Consider the following 20,756-nt stretch of genomic DNA (forward strand, 5'->3'; position numbering starts at 1 on the left):
GACTATATTGTTTGAGGAGTCCTAATTATGATCCCCCGTTATTCCCGACCAGAAATGGTAAAAATCTGGGAACCGGAAAGCCGTTTCCGTATTTGGCTCGAAATCGAAGCACATGCTACCGATGCATTATCGGAATTAGGCGTTGTTCCAAAAGAAGCCGCAAAAGCTATCTGGGAAAAAGGCAGCTTTGAAGTCGAACGCATCGACGAAATCGAAGCCGAAGTTCGCCATGACGTGATTGCCTTTCTGACAAATGTGGCCGAACATGTCGGCGATCCCGCTCGCTTCATGCATCAAGGCATGACCTCTTCCGATGTTCTCGATACCTGTCTTTCTGTGCAATTAAGCCGCGCCGCGCTTATTCTTTTAGACGATATTGATAAACTTCTGGCTGTTCTGAAGCGCCGTGCCTTCGAATATAAAATGACGCCAACAATTGGTCGTAGTCATGGTATCCATGCGGAACCGACCACCTTTGGTTTAAAAATGGCGGAAGCCTATGCCGAATTCAAACGGAATCGTGACCGTTTAGAAGCCGCACGCAAGGATATCGCCACTTGTGCTATTTCAGGTGCCGTTGGTACTTTTGCCAATATCGATCCTCGCGTTGAAGCCCATGTCGCAAAAGAAATGGGCTTGAATGTTGAGCCTGTCTCCACGCAGGTTATTCCACGTGATCGCCATGCAATGTTCTTTGCTACTTTGGGCGTTATCGCCTCTTCAATTGAAAGAATAGCTATCGAAGTCCGCCATCTGCAACGGACAGAAGTTCTGGAAGCTGAAGAATATTTTGCCCCAGGGCAAAAAGGTTCTTCCGCCATGCCGCATAAACGGAATCCGGTATTGACCGAAAATTTAACCGGTCTTTCTCGTCTGGTTCGTGGCTATGTCACTCCAGCCTTAGAAGATGTTGCCTTGTGGCATGAACGCGATATCTCGCATTCATCGGTTGAGCGTATGATTGGCCCCGATGCTACTGTTACATTGGACTTTGCTTTGGCACGCTTAACCAATGTTATGGATAAATTATTGGTTTATCCTGAACGGATGCAGCGAAATCTCGATCGGATGGGCGGACTCATTCATTCACAGCGTGTTTTGCTAGCCCTTACCCAAGCCGGCATTAGCCGCGAAGTAGCATATCGTCTGGTTCAGCGTAACGCTATGAAAGTCTGGGAATCGGATGGCACTATCTCATTGCTTGAACTGCTGAAGGCAGATCCAGAGGTTACGTTAAGCGATGAAAAGCTAGAAGCTCTGTTTGATCTTGGTTACCACCTCAAACATGTCGACACCATTTTTGAGCGGGTTTTTAAAGACTAAAACTGGCTAGATACCAAGAAAAAAGGCTGTCTAAAAGACAGCCTTTTTTTTGTTCTTGCCGGAAATAGCTTTCTAAGAAAGCTTTCCAAAAGACGATATTTCTTAAGGCATTATTCGCCTGTTAAAATTGTTTTCAACTTGGAAAAGAAGCCGGATGATTTCGGGCATTCTTCTCCGGTTTCAGTCTCACGGAATTGTTCTAATAATTCGCGTTGCTTTGCCGTCAGACGGGTCGGCGTTTCGACGTCGATCTGAATAATCAAATCACCACGGCCACGGCCATTTAAGACTGGCATACCTGCACCGCGCCGTTTCAGTTGTTTACCAGACTGAATACCCGCAGGGATAGAAATCTCATATTGCTCGCCATCGAGGCTTGGAACATGAATGCTTCCACCCAAGGCCGCCTTGGTAAAAGAAATCGGCACATGGGCAAACAGGTTGTAACTTTCGCGTTGGAAAACCTGATGCGGCGTTACGTGAATGAAAATGTACAGATCGCCCGCTGGGCCGCCATGTACACCAGCCTCGCCTTCACCCGATAAGCGGATGCGCGTGCCATCATCAACACCTGCCGGAATATTGACGGAAAGGGTCTTATGCTTTTCACAGCGCCCTTCCCCATGACATTCGGGGCATGGATCACTGATAACTTCGCCTTTGCCCTGACAAACCGGACAGCTCTGCTCAACAACAAAGAAACCTTGCTGCACTCGAATCCGGCCTGAGCCATGACAAGTGTCGCAGGTTTTACGTCCAGAACCTGCCTTAGCACCAGATCCATGACAAGCATCACAGACAGAGGCAACATCAATTTCGATATCGACTGTCTTGCCCTTAAAGGCTTCTTCTAAACTGATCTTAAGGTCATAGCGCAGATCGGCACCGCGCTGAACAGAAGAGCGCGCCTGACCGCGGCCTCCCATAAACTCGCCAAAAACGGATTCAAAGATATCGGAAAAACCGCCGAAATCTTGAGCACCGCCGCCAAAGCCACCAAAACCGCCACCGCCTTGAAAGGCATCTTTGCCATAACGGTCATAGGCCGCTCTTTTTTGGGGATCTTTCAAGCAATCATAGGCTTCGGAAATCGCCTTAAAGCGTTCTTCTGCGTCACTATCACCCGGATTTCTATCGGGATGATAGCGCATCGCCAAACGACGATAAGAGGTTTTAATGGTTTTATCGTCGGCAGTGCGCTCGACTTCTAACAAACTATAATAATCTAACTCAGACACAAGGCTCCCCCACTTTCACAACCTTACCACCACCGATCACAGCTTACGCTTCAAAACCGATGGTGGTATTGTCGTGACAAGCCCTTATTTAGGCTGATCTTCGGGTCGCAATAACCAGATTATTTCTTATCTTGGTCATCTATTTCCTGAAATTCGGCATCAACAACATTGTCACCTTCGGCTTTTTCCGTTTCAGGTGTATCATGCCGTTCATTATTTGCCTGATCCTGCTCATAAAGAGCCTGACCTAATTTCATAGCAACCTGGCCTAAAGCCTGGGTTTTTTCGTTAATCTGGGCAACGTCTTCGCCTTCCAAAGCCGTCTTTACTGCAGCAACAGCAGCTTCGACTTCGGTTTTCAGAGCGGCATCAACCTTGTCACCCAATTCCGTTAACTGGCGTTCGGTCGTATGAACGAGGCTGTCACCATTATTTTTGGCTTCTGCCAGTTCACGACGATGCTTGTCATCTGCAGCAAATTTTTCTGCATCTTTGACCATCTTATCGATGTCGCCTTCAGATAAGCCACCCGATGCCTGAATACGGATCTGCTGTTCTTTACCGGTGCCTTTGTCCTTAGCAGACACATTAACGATACCGTTAGCGTCAATATCGAAGGTTACTTCGATCTGCGGAACACCACGCGGCGCAGGCGGAATACCAACAAGGTCAAACTGACCTAACAGCTTGTTGTCGGCTGCCATTTCACGTTCGCCTTGGAAAACGCGAATAGTCACAGCATTCTGGTTATCTTCAGCCGTTGAATAGACCTGCGACTTCTTCGTTGGAATCGTCGTGTTACGGTCAATCATACGGGTGAACACACCACCCAAGGTTTCAATACCAAGGGAGAGCGGCGTCACGTCAAGCAACAGAACGTCTTTAACATCGCCCTGAAGCACGCCTGCCTGAATGGCCGCACCCATGGCAACGACTTCATCCGGGTTCACGCCGGTATGCGGCTCTTTGCCAAAGAATTCTTTAACAACCTGACGAACCTTCGGCATACGGGTCATACCACCGACCATGACGACATCGTCAATGTCAGAGGCTTTAACACCTGCATCAGCCAAAGCTTTTTTCACGGGTTCCAAAGTGCGATCAATCAGATCAGCAACCAAGCGTTCCAGTTCGGCGCGAGAAATGGTTTTGACCAAATGCTTCGGGCCCGTGGCATCTGCGGTAATAAAGGGCAGATTGACTTCGGTCGTCTGAGCAGAAGACAATTCGATCTTGGCTTTTTCAGCAGCTTCTTTCAAACGCTGAAGAGCCAGGCGATCTTTAGTCAGATCAATGCCTTCGGCTTTTTTGAATTCTTCAGCAAGATAGCTAACGATTTTGGTGTCGAAATCTTCACCACCGAGGAAGGTGTCACCATTGGTGGCCTTCACTTCAAAAACGCCATCGCCGATTTCCAGAATGGAGATATCAAAGGTACCACCACCCAAGTCATAAACAGCAATCGTCTTACCATCATTCTTGTCGAGACCATAAGCCAAAGCAGCGGCTGTCGGTTCGTTGATGATACGGAGTACTTCAAGACCAGCGATCTTACCGGCATCTTTGGTTGCCTGACGCTGAGCATCGTTGAAGTAAGCCGGAACCGTAATAACCGCCTGATCAACGGTTTCACCGAGATAAGATTCTGCGGTTTCTTTCATTTTCTGAAGGATGAAAGCCGAAATCTGGGAAGGTGAATAATCCTGACCACCCGCTTTAACCCAAGCATCACCATTGCTACCGCGAACAATATGATAAGGGACTAATTCGGTATCACGCTTGGTTACCGGATCATCAAAACGGCGACCGATCAAACGTTTAACAGCGAAAATCGTGTTTTCAGAATTAGTAACAGCCTGACGTTTTGCGGGCTGACCGATCAAACGCTCACTGTCTTTGGTGAAAGCAACAATAGACGGCGTCGTGCGGGCACCTTCTGCGTTTTCAATAACCTTAGGCTGACCACCTTCCATAACAGCAACGCAGCTGTTGGTCGTACCTAAGTCAATACCTATAACTTTACCCATGTCCTACCTTCCTTCCCCAGGAATGACAAAATTTACTCTTCTAAAAATAAAAGCTTGCCCTTGGAACAAGTCTACATTGGGCGATATAAGAACGCTTTTTACAAGCGCAAGCCACTCACCCAAGACAGCTTCTTATTATTTTGATTTTTAAGGCTATTTTATCGCCTCAAGCAGCGTATATTGGTTTTTCAGATCCTAATATTCAATAAAAATAATCGAATTCTATTCTAGTCAGCTATGTTTCCAGTCGAGACAAGGCCAACCTTCTCTTTTGGCCAAGATTTCAAGACGGCGGCAAGGATTGATCGCAAAGGGTAAATCCACCCAACGGAATACCGGCGCATCGGAAACATGGTCGCTATAAAAACGGATATGGCAATCGGTGAGTTTTAAATCGACCGATGTCATCCATGCCAAAATCATTCGCAATTTTGCAGGGCCATAATTATTTTCTCCCTCAATACGGGCAATCAAATGACCATCATGACGAATACTGCTATTGGTCGCAATAACATCATCAAAACCCAATTTTCTGGCAATCAAACCCGCATAAAGGCGATAAGATGCCGTGGCCATAACCAACCGTCTTCCAGCTTGGTGATCGGCTTTTATAGCCGCAACAGCTCCGGGACGGATATTATCACGGATCGTTTTCTCAGCGAAACTCTCGGCCAAAGGCATGATATCATTGGGATCAACATGTATCCCTAAAAGCAAAGCATGGGATATCTCTTTCAAACGCCCCCGTGAAATCAGACGCATGATATAGGAAAGCATTGCCAAGGCGACCAAGGGAAGAAAGAGCAAACGCCACCTTTGCCGACGACAAGCCACATAAATTAAAAAGGGTGTCCATGTCGGCCGATAAGTAATCGTGCGATCCATATCATAAATAGCAAGTTCTATCGTCATAGCTCCCTTGGGGTAGGTAATGGGGTATCTCAAACTAAAACAAGATAATTACATAAAAATATACGATCTATTTTTTACAAATACCTTACCCTAACTGAGAATATCCGGCCTTAGATGGTATATCCGATTTAGGTTTCAAAATTTTTTCATTTTCTACGAAAAAACATTCTGTCTTCGCCGCAGTATCGTAGAACAGCATTTGCCATTTTTATCAGGAATGATCTAGATCTATATCTCTAGAAATTCCTGTTTCTGTCGATAAATCGCCGTTTTTTTATTTATCGGCCTTCATTCACAAATAAAAAGGATTGGACGAAATGGCTGATATAATCAATGCTTGCGAAGAGAAAATTTTAAAAATAGCTGCTGATTTTCCTATGCTGGATTATCTCACAGAATGGGCAAATATTAACAGCGGCTCTTATAACCAAGCGGGACTAGCCGTTATGGCAGAAAAGCTGAAACAGGCTTTTTCAATCCTTCCAGCTAAAATAGAGGAAGTAACACATCCCTCCCAGGCCATTATTTCTGCGGAAGGCGTCCCGCTTTCTCCTACAACAGCAACACATCTACATTTAACGATTCGTCCAGATGCGCCCTTACAACTCCTTTTTACAGGTCATTTCGATACTGTTTTTGGCAAAGATCACCCTTTCAACAAAGTAACTCGCTTGGATGAAGAAACAATTGGTGGTCCTGGCGTCGCCGATATGAAGGGCGGCTTGACTGTAATGCTGGCGGCACTCCAAGCCTTTGAAAATCATCCCAACAAAGACAAATTAGGCTATGAAATCGTTTTAAATAGCGATGAAGAAATAGGCTCTTCTTCCTCTGCTCCGCTACTGGCTCAATCTGCTAAAGGAAAAATCGCTGCTTTCACCTATGAACCGTCCACCCTACCAGATGGGACTTTTGCCAGTGCCCGACCAGGAAGTGGCAATTTTTCTATTGTTATAACTGGTCTGGCTGCCCATGCTGGACGGAATATAGATCAAGGGCGCAATGCGATCGTGGCGGCCGCCGATATGGCACTTCGCCTCAAATCAGCTAGTCAAAAAGGATTAACGGTTAATCCTGCCAAGATTGATGGCGGCGGGCCCAATAACATTGTTCCTGACAATGCGGTGTTACGGATTAATATCCGCCCTTCGACGCCTGAAAAAATGCAATTAGCTGAAAATCTTCTGAAAAAAACAATTGCAGATATTGCTCAAGACCATAGTGTAACAGTCAAAATTTATGGTCATTTCGGTCGTCCACCCAAAGCGATTAGCCAAAAAGGCAAAAATCTGATGGCGCTGGTTGAATCCAGCTGTCAAGATCTCGGATTAACCGCTCGCTGGCAAGAAACGGGGGGAGTCTGCGATGGCAATAATATTTCGGCAATGGATGTGCCCGTCATTGACACAATGGGGGTTCGGGGAGGCAATATCCATTCCCAAAAGGAGTTCATGATTATCAAAAGTCTTGAAGAACGGGCGCAGCTTTCTGCTCTCATTCTGACAGGACTTTTAAATATCGGGGGAATATGAGTTACAAAATTCGTCCAGCACGTGCCGGTGATGAACAATCGCTTTATGCCTTGGCACAATTAACAGGAGGTGGTTTTACGAATTTACCTCCTGATCTCAAGGCTTTAGAGGCAAAGATTGTTAGAAGTAACGAGGCTTTTTCTGAAACAGAAGATGCTGTCCGCGATCATGTCTATGTCTTGGTGCTCGAACATAGCGACAGTGGTCAAATCGTCGGAACAGCCCAGATTTTTGCCAAAGTTGGGGTCAAGCAACCTTTTTACAGCTATCGTCTCAGCCAGCTCACCAAGACCTCTCCAGAATTAGACCAACGCATCACAACACAGATGCTGACGCTAACAACTGATCTAGGCTCAGGACCTGTTAATTTCTTGAGTTGAGCGGGCTGTTGTGATTCACAGGTTTACCGATGGAGGTGAAGCTGTGAGTGACGTGTTTTTGCTGTCTGAGCACCAGATGGAACGGATTAAGCCGTTTTTTCCACTGGCGCATGGTGTGCCGCGTGTCGATGACCGTCGTGTCCTGAGCGGGATCGTTTACGTGATCCGCAACGGCCTTCAGTGGAAAGACGCCCCGAAAGCGTATGGCCCGCACAAGACTTTATACAACCGGTTTATCCGGTGGAGCCGCCTGGGTGTCTTTGACCGGATCTTCGTCGCCCTGACGGAGCAGGCAGGCCGTTCGAAGCGTCTGATGATCGATGCAACACATCTGAAAGCACACCGGACAGCGGCCTCCCTGCTCAAAAAGGGGCTTTTCCCCGCCATATCGGACGCACGAAAGGCGGACTGAACTCAAAGCTTCACGCTGTATGCGATAGTCAGGGCCGCCCTGTCCGGCTGCATCTGACCGCAGGTCAGGTCAGTGACTTCAAAGGCGCGGATGTTCTGCTGGCAAATCTGCCGGAAGAAACACAAGAAATTCTCGGGGACCGGGGATACGACAGTAATAAAATCAGACAGTCTCTCGCAGACCGGAATATCACCGCCTGTATTCCGCCGAAGAAGAACCGGAAATCAAAGCCGCCTTACGACTGGCATCTGTATAAAAAGCGTCACCTCATCGAAAATATGTTCGCAAAGCTCAAAGACTGGCGGCGTGTCGCAACACGATACGACCGGTGCGCTCACACATTCATGTCAGCAATCCATATCGCAGCAAGTTTCATCTTCTATCTCAAAGAATGAGTCCTGAGCCTAGCGGAATCTATTGGTTCCGCACGCTGGTGGCGCGGCGCTTTTTCTCTAACGGGTTTGATTACCGCTGCATTATTGACCCATCCGGCAAGCCATATCACTTTTCTCCCGCCAGAAAGTGAAGCGGTTGCCCCCATCATCAAATCCAACCCACAAAAAACACCTTTATCGACGGCGATTGTCGGGATGGATCATTTCTTTCCGGCACCGTCTCAAACCGGCATTATGCCGACCCAAAGCGAGGTCATGCTTTCACCGACAGCGCCCATCCGTTATCTTAAAAAAGAAAATGGGATAGCGCTTAGTCGGATATTCGAGAAAGCCGGACTTTCAACCCAAGAAGCGCAAGAAATTGATAAATTGATCTCAAGCAACATCCCCGACAACAACATCGGGGAAGATACCGCTTTTCATTTTATTACCCTGCCGCCCGCCAGCCCGTTACAAGCGCATCGTCTTAGTCATCTGAATTTTCAGGCTTCTTTTGACAGTATGGTCAATATTGATCGCGAAAAAGACGGGTTCAAACTAACAAAATACCCGATCCCTTTTACGACCCGCCCTATAAAATTCAGTTTTTCGGTTGAAAAAAACATACGGGAAGATAGCCGAATAGCGGGAATCCCGACATCACTGGCTTCTAAAATAGAAGAATTACTCAAAAAACAGCTTACGAATCCTCGCCTGTTTATCCGTCACCAAACACGGCTGGATATCGTCTTGAACCAGCGGGAAAATAGCTTGGGTGAGAAAGAAATTGGCGACCCACTTTATATTGCTTTGACGCAAAGCCATACGTCCGACACAAAAAAACCGATAGCACAACTCCGACTTTTCAAATGGGAAAAAGACGGACAAAGCTACTGGCTGGACGATAAAGGACAGGCACCGCTTGTCAGCGTCAATAATTTCATTCTTCCGGTCGCGGGGCGGATAACCTCCCCCTTCGGATATCGCTTTCACCCTATTTTAGGCTTTGGCCGTCTCCATAAAGGCATTGATATCAGCAGCAGCTATGGAACGCCTATCAAAGCGGCTTCAACCGGTCGGGTTATTTTTGCGGGTCGCAAATCAGGCTATGGTAATTTTGCGCTTATCGATCATGGACAGGGCATTGAAACCGCCTATGCGCATATGAGCTGCCTTCATGTTCATCAAGGACAGAGTGTCTCACAAGGCCAAGTAATCGGACAAATCGGGACAAGTGGCCTTTCAACAGGCCCCCATCTCCATTACGAACTGCATTACAATTCTGTGCCGGTCAATCCTGATCATTTTGTCCAAACGGCACATTATCAGTTAACAGGACAAGACCTAACCGCCTTTAAGAAAAGAACCGCAGAAATGCTTGCCTTAGCTGATTCCACTTCCAAGCAAAGCTAAAGGAAAAGCGCTACCGCCCAGCATCACCTGCTAGAGTCCCCCGCCCTTCATCGCGATAAAGTCTTAGTGGAAAGCTATCCTAAAAACCTATCCATTCTTTTTCGGTCGCAACCGCATGAAGGGGCATATCCCAAGCTTCAACCGGAATAGCCTCTGCCTCTTGAATACTCCAAGCTACGCCGATCCGAATGGCATCGGGATAGGCCTTGAAACTGCGGTCATAATAGCCCCCGCCTCGCCCCAAACGGCGCAAAGAGCGATCAAAACCGACTAGGGGCGTTAAAATAATATCCGGCACTATTTTTTCAGATTCTGCAACCGGCTGCAAAATACCGCCATTTTTCTCTTCCAAAGGGTCACCCGGCCACCAGCGATGAAAATCAAGAGGCGCGTCTTTTTCAACAATTCTCGGCAATAAAGGCGTGATACCGGCATCAATCGCCTGCAAGAAAATAGGCAAAGGGTCGACTTCACCATCATTGGGCAAATAAGCCGAAATAGAACGTGCTTTTCCGAAATGACTGCGGATGTGTTCAGCCAACATCAGCGTAAAAATCAAGCCATCAGCTTTCCAAGAAGGATGATCAGCCAAAGCCTTCCGACGCTGACGAAATAATTTCCGCAGGGATTTTTTATCAGCCAATGACGCTGTTGGCTGCATATTATCCGATGTATCCCCTTCTTTCAGAAGATCAGAAACAGAGAAAAGGGAAGACGACGCAACGGACACAGGCTTCTCCATCCAAGCACAGAAAAATATTCATTATCTTCTTAATTTTGTTGTTATTCTGCTTTTTTCAACCCGTTTTTTCGAAAGAAGGCATAACTATCCCAAAGTTAAAATAAAAACGCGCGTTGTTCTTTCTGCTACGCCTCTCGAAAGCGGATATATCAAGACATCAAATTTCACCGATCAAACTTGACAGTGAAAAGGCAGCAAGTCATCCCCAACAAATGCTATTGCCGAAACAAGCCACTGCGCGCCTTCGCCTTTCCTTTTCCCGTCATAAAGTGATTGGAGCTATTGCGCTTCCCGCCATTGTCACCAATATCGCAACCGCTTTGTTTGGTCTGGCGGATATCTGGGCGATAGGCCGCTTGGGCGATCCTCAAGCGCAAGGCGGTGTCGAAATCGGGGCAAAATTATTAACCACCCTCTGTGTGCTTTTTAATTTTTTACGATCAGGAACAACCGCTTTGACGGCTCAAGCCGCCGGAAGACAGAATACAACCCAAGCCAGCCACAGCGCCGCTTTGTCAGAAGCACAATGGCAAGAAGCAGGGTTACGCCACCCCGCGAATATAGAAGCCAGCCATGAAACCGAACAAACGCTTATTCGAGCCGTTTCCCTTGCCTTAGGACTCGGACTTTTATTGCTACTTTTCAAAACTTTTATCATTCCCTTCGGGCTATCTTTAATGAATGCCTCTGGCGGGATTAGAGAGCAGGCCGCTTCCTATGTTTGTCTCCGTTACTGGATTGTGCCCCTCATCCTTGCCAATATGGCTTTAAGTGCATGGCTGATCGGGATGCGGTCAATGCGTCTGGTTCTGGCTATCGAGGTTGCCAGTAATTTTTTTCATATTTCAATGGATTGCCTCTTTGTCTTGTTGCTAAAGCAAGGGGTAAATGGGGTCGCCCATGCCTCGATTATCTCTGAAATCTTTTCAACTCTGTTGCTACTGGCGGCTGTCACCCGTTACGCTTCGCCTCAGCTATTATGTCGGCTGGGTTTTCATCGCCTGACTTGGCAAAAAGAAACCATCTACAGCTTGTTCAGCCTCAATCGCGATCTGTTCATACGCACTTTACTGTTAATGACGGCTATTATTTTCTTTACTCGGATGAGTGTCCAGCAAGGCGCTATCTTGCTTGCGGCCAATGCCATTATCAATCAACTTTTTTCGCTCGCAACGCTGATTTTGGATGGCTACGAAAGTTCGGCACAAATATTATGTGGTGAGGCCGCTGGCGCAAAAGATCACACGCGTTTCTCTCAATTAATGCGCGCTACTTTATTTCAGGCGTTTCTAGTCGCCACTTTATTAGCACTTATCTACGGATTTTCGGGTTCATTACTGGTCAAATCTTTCACGACAGATTCAATCGTTGCCCAAGCCGCCGGAAATTTATCTATTTGGTTGGTTGTTCTGCCCCTTGTTGGAGTCAGCTCCTATGTAATGGATGGCGTTTTTGTTGGTGCTGGATGGAGCAAAGCTATGATGGGTAGTATGGCTATTGCGCTTTTGCTCTTCATGATTAGCCTGTTTTTTTTCAAAGCTTGGGGAAATAATGGCTTATGGTTATCCTTTAGCCTCTTTCTCTTTTATCGCAGTAGTGCTCAACTTATTCTTTTACCATTCATGGAAAAAAGACAATTTTACGCTAATAAAGATTTAAAACATTAAAATAAATTTTTATATTTAAATATATTTTCAATCTATACTTAAAATTTCAACAATAAAAATATAAAAATTATTACTTTTTTAAAAATTTTGGTTTTTATGAATAAATATAAAATAAATTTTTACATAAAAACCTTAATTTATTTGAAGAAACAGATGAAAACATCCCCATGTAATTAAAATTATCTTATATATTTCACCATTATAGAGCAAAAATAAATTCGAATATCTTAAAAAAACTTTTAAAAATTCTAAAATTCCTCCCGTTACTATAAAATTATAGTTAAATTATAAAATTTGGGGGGAGTATGATAAATTTAAGACGGATTATAACCCGTTTTTTTCTAGCGAGTTGTGTTTTCTACCCACATGCTTTGCATGCAACTGAAATACCGCTCGATATTATCAATGAAGTAGAAGACGGATTTTCTTTTACCCGCTTAGGCATCAATGCCGGTGTTAATAACGGAGACCCAAAAGAATATCTTTTCGATACCGGCTCGGATTCCTTTAATATTGCAGTCGGCATGAATAACAGTGGCACGATGCCCAGCTGGTTTCCACAAACCGGTACCGCCGTATCCAGTCCTTACGGCTATATGTATGGCGATGGCACTTATGGCTATCTGCAATCCGATACATCGGTTTCAAATATCCAATTTTATAACAGCACAACAGGCAGCAAAATAGCCAATTATGACACCTCAGCAGGTCTAGGTGTCGCTCTTATTCAAGCCTCTATTGCTACCGAGAACCGATTAAATCCTAACGACATCGGGCAACAGATTTCACCCGACACGGCAGGATTGGATCCTTCACAGGCCTATTATCAAGATTTGTCATGGCAACAATCACTGGACGCTGGGAAAGCGCCTGATGAAAATCATTTCTATGGGATTATGGGTGCTGGTGATTTCATTTATCGCGGTGATAATGGTGGCGTTCCCGGCCAACTTACAAAAAGCGGCTATATTGTCGAAGCCAATGGCACCACAACAACCCCGGGGGATTGCGGAGCAAGCTGTCTTATCGTTGGATTAACACCTGCCTTAAGAGCGCAATTCTTCACCCAAGTGCCTTGGCGGGGCATCATCGGCAGCTTTCCGTTATCGGGAGCCAACGCCGGACGGCAATTTGATGCAATGTTCCAATATGCGCTTGATAACGGACAAAATACCAAAGGGATGCCGACCCTGCTGGATTCCGGAACACCAATGATTATCGTCGGCTCAAATGATTTACTGGGTCAGGCGATTGATGCAGGCGCAACAGGCAGCGATGGCTATATCAACGATGTTGACCCCGGTCATATATTAAACATTACCGGCAATGTCCCGAATGGTCAGACAGTTTCGGTTGTCACCGGTGATGGTTCCCAAGGCGATCAAACCAATGTCCTCACATTGGGCAGCAATATCTACACACCCAAGAATTACACCTTGGAAGGCGTTTCTTTCTTCTTACAAAATGCCGTGATGTATGATCTGGAAAATGCCGTAACAGGCTATACGCCTTTTTACGTATCGGATTATAATTTCACCAATGGGCTAGATGTCTCTTCTGACATGGGGGCATTGGGACTGGCCGGGGTCATCTCTGGCAGTAAAGATGTGAATATCCATGAGGGCGGTATCGCCTATCTGACCAATAACAACAGCTATACCGGTGCCACCAATATCGCTGAAAAAGGCTGGTTAGGTATTGGCGGTACGGGCAGCATATCCCAATCGGCGGTTGTTAATGTCGCGGGAAGTTTCGATATCGCTCATTCTGAAACCGGACAGAATATCCGCTCTTTATCTGGCAGCGGACAAGTCGTCTTAGGCGATAACACCCTATTGCTTAGTCAGGCACAAGATACCTTCTCCGGTTCTATTCGCGATGATTATGCCGAAGGCTCAACCCGTGCCGCGATGGTGCCGGTGCCTATTTTAACAGGCGGCGAAAACCAGACTCATGGTGGTGTTATCATTGGCGGCGGCCAAGAAATCTTCTCCGGCAATAACAGCTACAGCGGAAAAACCGGCGTGGCAGCGGCTGCCCAACTCATCTTGACAGGAAGATTGGACAAATCGCAGGTAGAAAATGCAGGCCGTTTTGAAAATAACGGCGAAACAACAGCCATTGTCAATTCAACCGGCATTGTCAGTGGTAACGGGCTTTTTGCTGGCGGTTTGACTGTAAAGCAAGGGATTGTCACACCGGGTGCCGTGCTCAACAATGGCGGCGGCAATATGCATGTTTCACACAATTTAGTGTTGGATAGTGCCGCGACCTATCTCACCCAAATAGGCAGCAATAGCGCCAGTATGATTGCTGTAGAGGGCAAGGCCGAAATCAATAACGCCACTCTTGTCAGCTTAGCCACTTCCGAAGCGGGGCGACCAAAATTAGGACAAAATTATACGATTTTGACCGCCTCGGACGGCATATCCGGTCAATTTGGAGCTGTCAAAAGCGACCTGACTGGCAATGCCCTTTACCCCTTCCTGACAACCGGCGTTGATTACCAGAGCAATATTGTCTCTCTTGAAATCGAACGAAGCAATATCGCTTTTACGAATGCCGCCCAAAGCCGAAATGAACGAAATGTTGCAACAGTACTTGATGCGATGTCCCCGACTTCCAGCTTGGCTCTACCGGTAACGCTACTTGATTTTGCAGCGGCACGGAATGCTTTCAATAGCCTGTCTGGTGAAATTCACGCCTCGGCAAGAACAGCGCTTATTCAAAATGCCACCGAGATCAGGGATATGGCCATCAACCGGATGCGGGCAGCCGACTGTATTCCTGGGGCATCCACTGAAAAAACTGCCAATCGGGATGGCCAATCTACAGGAGCGACCTGCGACAGCGATCAAGGCCAAACACTTTGGATGCAATCCTACGGCAATTGGAGCCATAACAGCCACAGCGCCAATGCCGCTGGAATGAGTAATTCCGTCGGCGGCTTTGTTCTCGGTGGTGAAACCTCGCTTATCCCGAATTGGCATATCGGTGGCTTGGTTGGCTACGGTCATTCCGGCTTTTCTGTCTCCGAACGGGCTTCATCCGGCCACAGCAATAACGTTACCTTGGGTGGCTATGCCAATACTCATTGGGATCGTCTTGGCTTAAGAATGGGCGCAACCTACACATGGGATAGATTAGCAACCCGTCGGAAAGTGCTTTACGCTGATTTTACCGATCAACAAAGCAGTCGCTATAATGGCGGCACCGTGCAGGCCTTTGCGGATATCGGCTATCGCTTTGACATTGGTCGGGTCATGGTCGAACCTTTTGGAAATGCCGCCTATATCAACCAGCATACCAATGCTTTCCGTGAATCAGGCGGCGCAGCGGCGCTCTCTGGCCATGCTTTAAGCAGCAATATGGCCTATGCGACTTTCGGTTCCCGACTGGCTTCCCGCGTAACGCTTGGGAAATCGACTGTCCTGACACCCAATGCCACAATCGGTTATCGCCATGCCTTCGGGACAATCACATCTTCCATCAAAGAAAATTTTCTTAATCAAACGGCGGACTTCAATGTTTCGGGTGTGCCTTTGGCTGAAAATTCGGCGATGGTCAGCGTCGGCCTACAAGCCCAAGTCAAAAATCGCCTACAGCTAGGCCTTAGCTATAGCGGCCAATATAGCGCGCATTATTCTTCAAGCGGCCTCAAAGGTAATATTTCATGGATCTTCTGATTCAATCATTTTTCTCCGACCAAACTTCCTCGTAATCTCTTCAAGGCGTTACCTTCAAAAGTAACGCCTTTTTTTTCAAAAAAGAAAATACCCAAACAAAGGACAGGTGGTTCAAAAAGACACATCCTTCACGTCAATGAAGAAATAAGGCCAAAAACTGGCCTTTTTCGGCTGATAGCCGATTCAACATATTGACTCACGACTCACTTTAGACTAGCAGAGCACACTTAAACCGGCATGTGTGGGTTAACCACGCATGATCCGATCTGTTTATTTCATGCCTTTGAAGAAGTGATAAAAGCCATGTTCGCTATCGTGCGCACCGGCGGGAAGCAATACCGCGTCGCCGCTGGAGACAAAATTGTTGTCGAAAAAATCGCCGGCGAGGCGGGAACGACAGTTTCGCTTGAAGATGTCCTGCTTGCCGGTGAGGGTGCTGATCTCCAGCCCGTCAAAGGTTTGACGGTTTCAGCCGAGATCATTGCTCAGGCTAAGGCGGAAAAAGTCATCGTCTTCAAGAAACGTCGCCGCCATAACTACCGTCGCCGTAACGGCCACCGTCAGCAGCATACAATCCTCAAGATTGTATCAGTCGGTAACGCCGCTGCTTAATATTGGATTTCATTTTTTCTGAAACTTTTTCCGGCACTATGCGTATTCTACCCATCAGTGCCAGAATGTTCAGAATTTTAACCGGCAAAGTCGTTACTTTTTAAAAGTCGGCTTTTCTAGGGAGATTACATAATGGCACATAAGAAAGCAGGCGGTTCATCGCGTAACGGCCGCGATTCAGCTGGTCGTCGCCTTGGTGTTAAAAAATTTGGTGGTGAAAGCGTTATTGGCGGTAACATTATTATTCGCCAGCGCGGTACCAAAGTTTACGCCGGTCGCAATGTAGGTATGGGCAAAGACCATACTTTATTTGCAACAGCCGAAGGCCGTGTCGTTTTCCATAAAGGAAAACTCGGACGCAGCTATGTCAGCGTCGATGCCTTGCCATTGGCAGCTGAATAACGGATGATCCGTTGGGTCGTCCGTCAAAGGGCGACCCGATTATGACTGTTGAAAAGCAGTCACAAAAGGGAGCAGCCTTCTAAAAGGCCGCTCTTTTTTTTGATCGGTTAGTCGCTCATATAATTCGTCTTTTGTCATGATACTGTCTTTTAAGGCAGCTACAAACGGGGGGCGATCAAGGAGCTTAAACCGATGTTCGCTTATAGCGCACGTTTATTTTTGAGGCCGCTTTGGTCAGATGACCTCGGCGTTTTACTCGATCTGCTGGATACTGCCTCATCACGCAGCGGATTACTCGACTCTCCGGATAACGATGTAACCTGTTATTTACGGGATAACGCCGCACGGCTTATTCACGAAAATGACGTTACCCGCCCCCATTCCGGCATTTTTTTGCGGGATGGGAAAGAACCCCGCCTTATCGGCATCACTGCCCTTGCGGGAAAAGAAGCGCATTTCTTCTGCTGGATTGCCCCCGCTTTTCGGGGACAGGGCTTTGCCACCGAAGCCAGCCGACTGATGCTTCATTTCGCGGATGAGGCTTTGCGCCTTCCGTCACTGACGGCAGCCTACGATCACGCAGATGCTGCGGCTGAAAAATTGCTGACCAAGCTCGGCTTTTCTGAAAAACAGAAAACGCCGCCAACGGCTGCTTGGGGTGCTGCCAATACATCGGTATCTTTTTTACCAGAAAATTTTATCAAGGAAGAACGCGTCAGGGTCTTTTCCTCCTGTCAGCCATCTCCTCAACACAGTAAATCACAGACTATTTCAAACAGAAGCGCGACACTAGCTGCGTAATATGATAACGGGGATATTATTGATGAAATGATATCCCCTGCTATCATCAGGCTTTTAAACAAGCCCTGTTTTCTTTATAGTCTGTCACACCATGCAATTTCTCGATCAGGCAAAAATCTATCTTCGCTCCGGTGCTGGTGGCCCCGGTGCGGTCTCTTTCCGTCATGAAAAATATATTGAATATGGCGGCCCCGATGGGGGTAACGGGGGCAAAGGCGGCGACATTGTTTTTGAAGCCGTCCCCGGCCTCAATACTCTGATCGACTTTCGTTATACCCAGCATTTCCGCGCAGCCCGTGGCGCTAGCGGGGCTGGCTCCAACAAAACCGGCGCGGGTGCCAAAGATCTGGTCATCCATGTTCCAGTAGGCACGCAGGTTCTTTCAGAAGATAAAGAAGAAATCCTCCACGACTTCACAAAAGTCGGCGAAAGAATCATTTTCTTAAAAGGGGGTGATGGTGGCCGCGGTAACGCTAGCTATAAAAGCTCGACCAATCGCGCACCTCGTCAACATGGCCCCGGCTGGCCGGCCCAAGAAGCATGGGTCTGGCTCAGACTGAAATTACTCGCGGATGTGGGACTGGTAGGTTTACCTAACGCCGGCAAATCTACTTTTCTTAAAGCCACGACCAACGCCCATCCTAAAATCGGTAATTATCCCTTCACGACACTGCATCCTCAATTGGGGGTTGTGCGCCGCCATGGTCAGGAATTCGTTCTGGCCGATATTCCTGGGCTTATTGAAGGGGCTTCCGAAGGTATCGGCATCGGTGACCGATTCTTGGGTCATATCGAACGCTGCCGGATTTTACTGCATCTGATTGATGCCTCCGGCGAAGATCCGATAGCCGCATGGAATGAGGTGCAAAACGAGCTGGCTCTTTATGGGGCCGGTCTCGCCGAAAAACCGCAATTACTGGCGCTGAATAAGATAGACAGCGTTGATGAAGAAACATGTGCTGAGCTTTCGCAGGCATTGGAAGAAGCCAGTGGACAGAAAGTTCTGCTTTTATCCGGTGCCACAGGCCAAGGCTTGGATCCCATCCTTGACCAACTTATTACCATGACCGGTCGCGCTATAGAAAAAGCTCAAGAGAGCAGCGCCCAAACGGAGAAGATATGGTCGCCGATCTAACTTCTGATATTTCAGAATCCCAAGAGCAAGAAACAGAAACTAACTCTGCCAATAATAACGGTGCGGTTTTCCGACCGGAAAACTGCCCGCGACTGGTTATAAAAATTGGTTCTTCTTTGCTCGTTGACCAACGCGGTCAAGTTCGTCGCGATTGGCTGCAAACTGTCGCCTATGACATTGCCAAATTGCATCAAGCTGGACAGCAAATCATTGTTGTTTCCTCAGGTGCTATCGCACTGGGTGCCAGACGCTTGAACTTGCCACGCGGTGGACGGGCATCCTTGGAAGATGCTCAAGCCTCGGCTTCTGTCGGACAAATTTTGCTTAGCCAATGCTGGGCAGAATTGCTGGGTGCATGCAGCTTGGATTCATCCCAAATTCTACTGACACTCGATGATCTAGAAGATCGCCGCCGCTATCTTAACGTCTCGGCTACGCTTGATCGCCTGCTTTCTCTTGGTGTCGTGCCAGTCATCAATGAAAATGACTCGATTGCGACCGCAGAAATTCGTTTTGGAGATAATGACCGTCTCGCTGCTCGTATCGGGCAGGCCAGCCATGCCTCTGGCGTTATCCTCTTTTCGGATGTGGATGGCCTTTACACGGCCAACCCCATGAAAGATCCCAACGCCAAACGGATTGATCGGGTCGAACATATCGACAATAGCACAGAAGCCATGGCTAGCAGTGATTCCGCTTCCGGCATGGGTTCTGGCGGCATGGCTTCCAAGGTAGAAGCGGCGCGCATCGCCACCTATTCCGGCGTTAATCTCGCGATTACAACGGGTAAACGCCCTTCCCCGCTGACGATGTTTTTGGATGATGGTGCTGGCACGCTATTCACAGCCGATGAAAGCGCTTCAGCTCATAAAACATGGCTGGCCGGACGATTAACCGCTCATGGTCAGGTTTATATCGATCAAGGCGCAGTCGAGGCACTCCATGATGGAAACAGCCTGCTCCCTGCGGGCGTCTGCTCCATAGAGGGCAAATTCAACCGCGGTGACGTGGTCGATATCCTCGATCAAGAACACAACCTTATTGCGCGGGGTCTGATCGAATATGACAGCGAAGATTCTGCCCAAATCACAGGCAAGCGATCGCAGGAAATTGCTGATATTCTAGGATATGAGGCCAGAACAGCCCTGATCCATCGCAATCATATGGTTATGCTATGAAAATTGCACTGACGGGGGGAACAGGTTTTATTGGCGGCCACGTCTTCGACAATACCGCAGGTCGCGGTATTGGTATCAAGGCTTTGACCCGACGACCACAACCCGCAAGACCGGGGGTAGAGTGGATTCGTGGTAGCCTTGAAGATGAAGACAGCCTCAAAAAACTGGTTTCATCCTGTCAGGCCGTTATTCACATGGCTGGGGCTGTCAAAGCCGAAAACAGGGAAGCCTTCGCGCATATCAATCTGACCGGCACAGAAAAACTTCTCGCAGCCACCAAGGCCGCCGGAATAAAACGCTTTATTCATGTCTCATCTTTGGCGGCCAGAGAAGCCGAACTCTCGGATTATGGCTGGTCAAAAGCCCAATCAGAAGAAAAGGTAAGATCCTCTGGGCTTGACTGGACGATTATCCGACCACCTGCCGTTTACGGTTCAGGGGATCGGGAAATGCTCGAGATGTTTAGAATGGCGGTCATGGGATTGATGATTATGCCGCCCAAAGGCAGGTTATCCCTGATTGCTGCCGATGACCTTTCGCGCCTTATCCTGACATTAGTCGATCGAGATATCAGCCAGCCAAGCTATCACCAACTTTATGAAGTTGATGACGGCCGCCCCGAAGGCTGGAGCCAAAATGAATTCGCCCAAGCCTTGGGACATGCCGTTGGGCGCCCTTCTATAAAGGTCGTCCATCTTCCTAAAAAATTGCTATCTTTTGCCTCCAAAGCAGAAGGCTGGCTGCATGGAAATCAAGCGCGGCTAACACAAGATCGCGTCCGTTATTTCTGCCATCCTGATTGGGTCATCAATCCGACTTTGAGACCCCCTACTACCCTTTGGGAGCCTCAAATCCCACTTGAAGAAGGATTGAACCAAACCGCTATCTGGTATCGCTCCCGTGGTTGGCTCAAAAGATAGCA

17 protein-coding genes are annotated in these 20,756 nt (G+C 47.6%); 13 read left to right on the forward strand and 4 right to left on the reverse strand.

Going from position 1 to position 20,756, the window contains the following annotated elements:
• The first annotated feature begins 27 nt into the window (after positions 1 to 27).
• Positions 28 to 1,323, forward strand: coding sequence for an adenylosuccinate lyase (purB, locus tag ZMOB_RS03215; protein ID WP_014500619.1), 1,296 nt, complete (start codon positions 28 to 30; stop codon positions 1,321 to 1,323).
• Positions 1,324 to 1,433: 110 nt separating this feature from the next.
• Here purB and dnaJ read toward each other — a convergent pair whose 3' ends face one another.
• From dnaJ to ZMOB_RS03230, 3 genes are all read right to left on the reverse strand, one after another.
• Complete coding sequence (gene dnaJ, locus ZMOB_RS03220; protein WP_011240554.1) at positions 1,434 to 2,561, reverse strand: molecular chaperone DnaJ; 1,128 nt, start codon at positions 2,559 to 2,561, stop codon at positions 1,434 to 1,436.
• Between the two features lie 119 nt (positions 2,562 to 2,680).
• Complete coding sequence (dnaK, locus tag ZMOB_RS03225) at positions 2,681 to 4,588, reverse strand: molecular chaperone DnaK (RefSeq protein ID WP_011240553.1); 1,908 nt, start codon at positions 4,586 to 4,588, stop codon at positions 2,681 to 2,683.
• Positions 4,589 to 4,819: 231 nt separating this feature from the next.
• Positions 4,820 to 5,500 carry an HAD family hydrolase gene (locus ZMOB_RS03230; RefSeq protein WP_014500620.1) on the reverse strand — a complete coding sequence of 227 codons (681 nt, stop codon included), beginning with the start codon at positions 5,498 to 5,500 and terminating at the stop codon, positions 4,820 to 4,822.
• Between the two features lie 317 nt (positions 5,501 to 5,817).
• On the opposite strand from ZMOB_RS03230, the gene ZMOB_RS03235 reads away from it, so the two are divergent.
• The 4 genes from ZMOB_RS03235 to ZMOB_RS03250 all read left to right on the forward strand — a co-directional run bounded on the left by ZMOB_RS03235 (position 5,818) and on the right by ZMOB_RS03250 (position 9,611).
• Positions 5,818 to 7,032 (forward strand): hydrolase, encoded by a 1,215-nt coding sequence (locus tag ZMOB_RS03235; RefSeq protein ID WP_014500621.1) that lies wholly within the window; start codon positions 5,818 to 5,820, stop codon positions 7,030 to 7,032.
• A complete protein-coding gene (locus ZMOB_RS03240) occupies positions 7,029 to 7,412 on the forward strand; it encodes an arginine N-succinyltransferase (RefSeq protein WP_049779044.1) in 384 nt (127 codons plus the stop codon). The genes ZMOB_RS03235 and ZMOB_RS03240 overlap by 4 nt, the downstream gene beginning before the upstream one ends.
• Positions 7,413 to 7,455: 43 nt before the next feature.
• Positions 7,456 to 8,219, forward strand: a protein-coding gene (locus ZMOB_RS09800; protein ID WP_099045773.1) for an IS5 family transposase whose coding sequence is annotated in 2 segments (ribosomal slippage) — positions 7,456 to 7,789 and positions 7,789 to 8,219 — 765 coding nt in all. Because the reading frame shifts where the segments join, the coding sequence is not laid out codon by codon here.
• A 66-nt stretch (positions 8,220 to 8,285) separates the two neighbouring features.
• Positions 8,286 to 9,611 (forward strand): M23 family metallopeptidase, encoded by a 1,326-nt coding sequence (locus ZMOB_RS03250; RefSeq protein ID WP_080558553.1) that lies wholly within the window; start codon positions 8,286 to 8,288, stop codon positions 9,609 to 9,611.
• 79 nt (positions 9,612 to 9,690) lie between these two features.
• Here the strand turns inward: ZMOB_RS03250 and ZMOB_RS03255 are convergent, their stop codons facing one another.
• Positions 9,691 to 10,341 carry a 5-formyltetrahydrofolate cyclo-ligase gene (locus ZMOB_RS03255; RefSeq protein ID WP_014500622.1) on the reverse strand — a complete coding sequence of 217 codons (651 nt, stop codon included), beginning with the start codon at positions 10,339 to 10,341 and terminating at the stop codon, positions 9,691 to 9,693.
• A gap of 224 nt (positions 10,342 to 10,565) precedes the next feature.
• Between ZMOB_RS03255 and ZMOB_RS03260 the strand changes: the two genes are divergently transcribed.
• From ZMOB_RS03260 to ZMOB_RS03295, 8 genes are all read left to right on the forward strand, one after another.
• On the forward strand, positions 10,566 to 12,020 hold the full coding sequence (locus tag ZMOB_RS03260) for an MATE family efflux transporter (protein WP_014500623.1): 1,455 nt from the start codon (positions 10,566 to 10,568) through the stop codon (positions 12,018 to 12,020).
• 305 nt (positions 12,021 to 12,325) lie between these two features.
• On the forward strand, positions 12,326 to 15,706 hold the full coding sequence (locus ZMOB_RS03265; RefSeq protein ID WP_014500624.1) for an autotransporter outer membrane beta-barrel domain-containing protein: 3,381 nt from the start codon (positions 12,326 to 12,328) through the stop codon (positions 15,704 to 15,706).
• Positions 15,707 to 16,009: 303 nt separating this feature from the next.
• Positions 16,010 to 16,318, forward strand: a complete 309-nt coding sequence (gene rplU / locus ZMOB_RS03270; protein ID WP_014500625.1) for a 50S ribosomal protein L21 — start codon at positions 16,010 to 16,012, stop codon at positions 16,316 to 16,318.
• 132 nt (positions 16,319 to 16,450) lie between these two features.
• Positions 16,451 to 16,720 (forward strand): 50S ribosomal protein L27, encoded by a 270-nt coding sequence (rpmA, locus tag ZMOB_RS03275; RefSeq protein WP_011240160.1) that lies wholly within the window; start codon positions 16,451 to 16,453, stop codon positions 16,718 to 16,720.
• Positions 16,721 to 16,912: 192 nt separating this feature from the next.
• Positions 16,913 to 17,521 carry a GNAT family N-acetyltransferase gene (locus tag ZMOB_RS03280; RefSeq protein WP_014500626.1) on the forward strand — a complete coding sequence of 203 codons (609 nt, stop codon included), beginning with the start codon at positions 16,913 to 16,915 and terminating at the stop codon, positions 17,519 to 17,521.
• 91 nt (positions 17,522 to 17,612) lie between these two features.
• The gene (obgE, locus tag ZMOB_RS03285) at positions 17,613 to 18,656 is read left to right on the forward strand and encodes a GTPase ObgE (RefSeq protein WP_014500627.1); all 1,044 of its coding nucleotides are present in this window, start codon (positions 17,613 to 17,615) and stop codon (positions 18,654 to 18,656) included.
• A complete protein-coding gene (gene proB, locus ZMOB_RS03290; RefSeq protein ID WP_011240157.1) occupies positions 18,641 to 19,834 on the forward strand; it encodes a glutamate 5-kinase in 1,194 nt (397 codons plus the stop codon). The genes obgE and proB overlap by 16 nt, the downstream gene beginning before the upstream one ends.
• Entirely contained in the window at positions 19,831 to 20,754 is a 924-nt protein-coding gene (locus ZMOB_RS03295; RefSeq protein WP_014500628.1) for an NAD(P)H-binding protein, read from the forward strand. Before proB ends, ZMOB_RS03295 begins: the two co-directional genes overlap by 4 nt.
• The last annotated feature ends 2 nt before the right edge of the window (positions 20,755 to 20,756 follow it).

It is taken from the genome of Zymomonas mobilis subsp. mobilis ATCC 10988 (genome assembly GCF_000175255.2).
Taxonomy (GTDB): Bacteria; Pseudomonadota; Alphaproteobacteria; order Sphingomonadales; family Sphingomonadaceae; genus Zymomonas; species Zymomonas mobilis.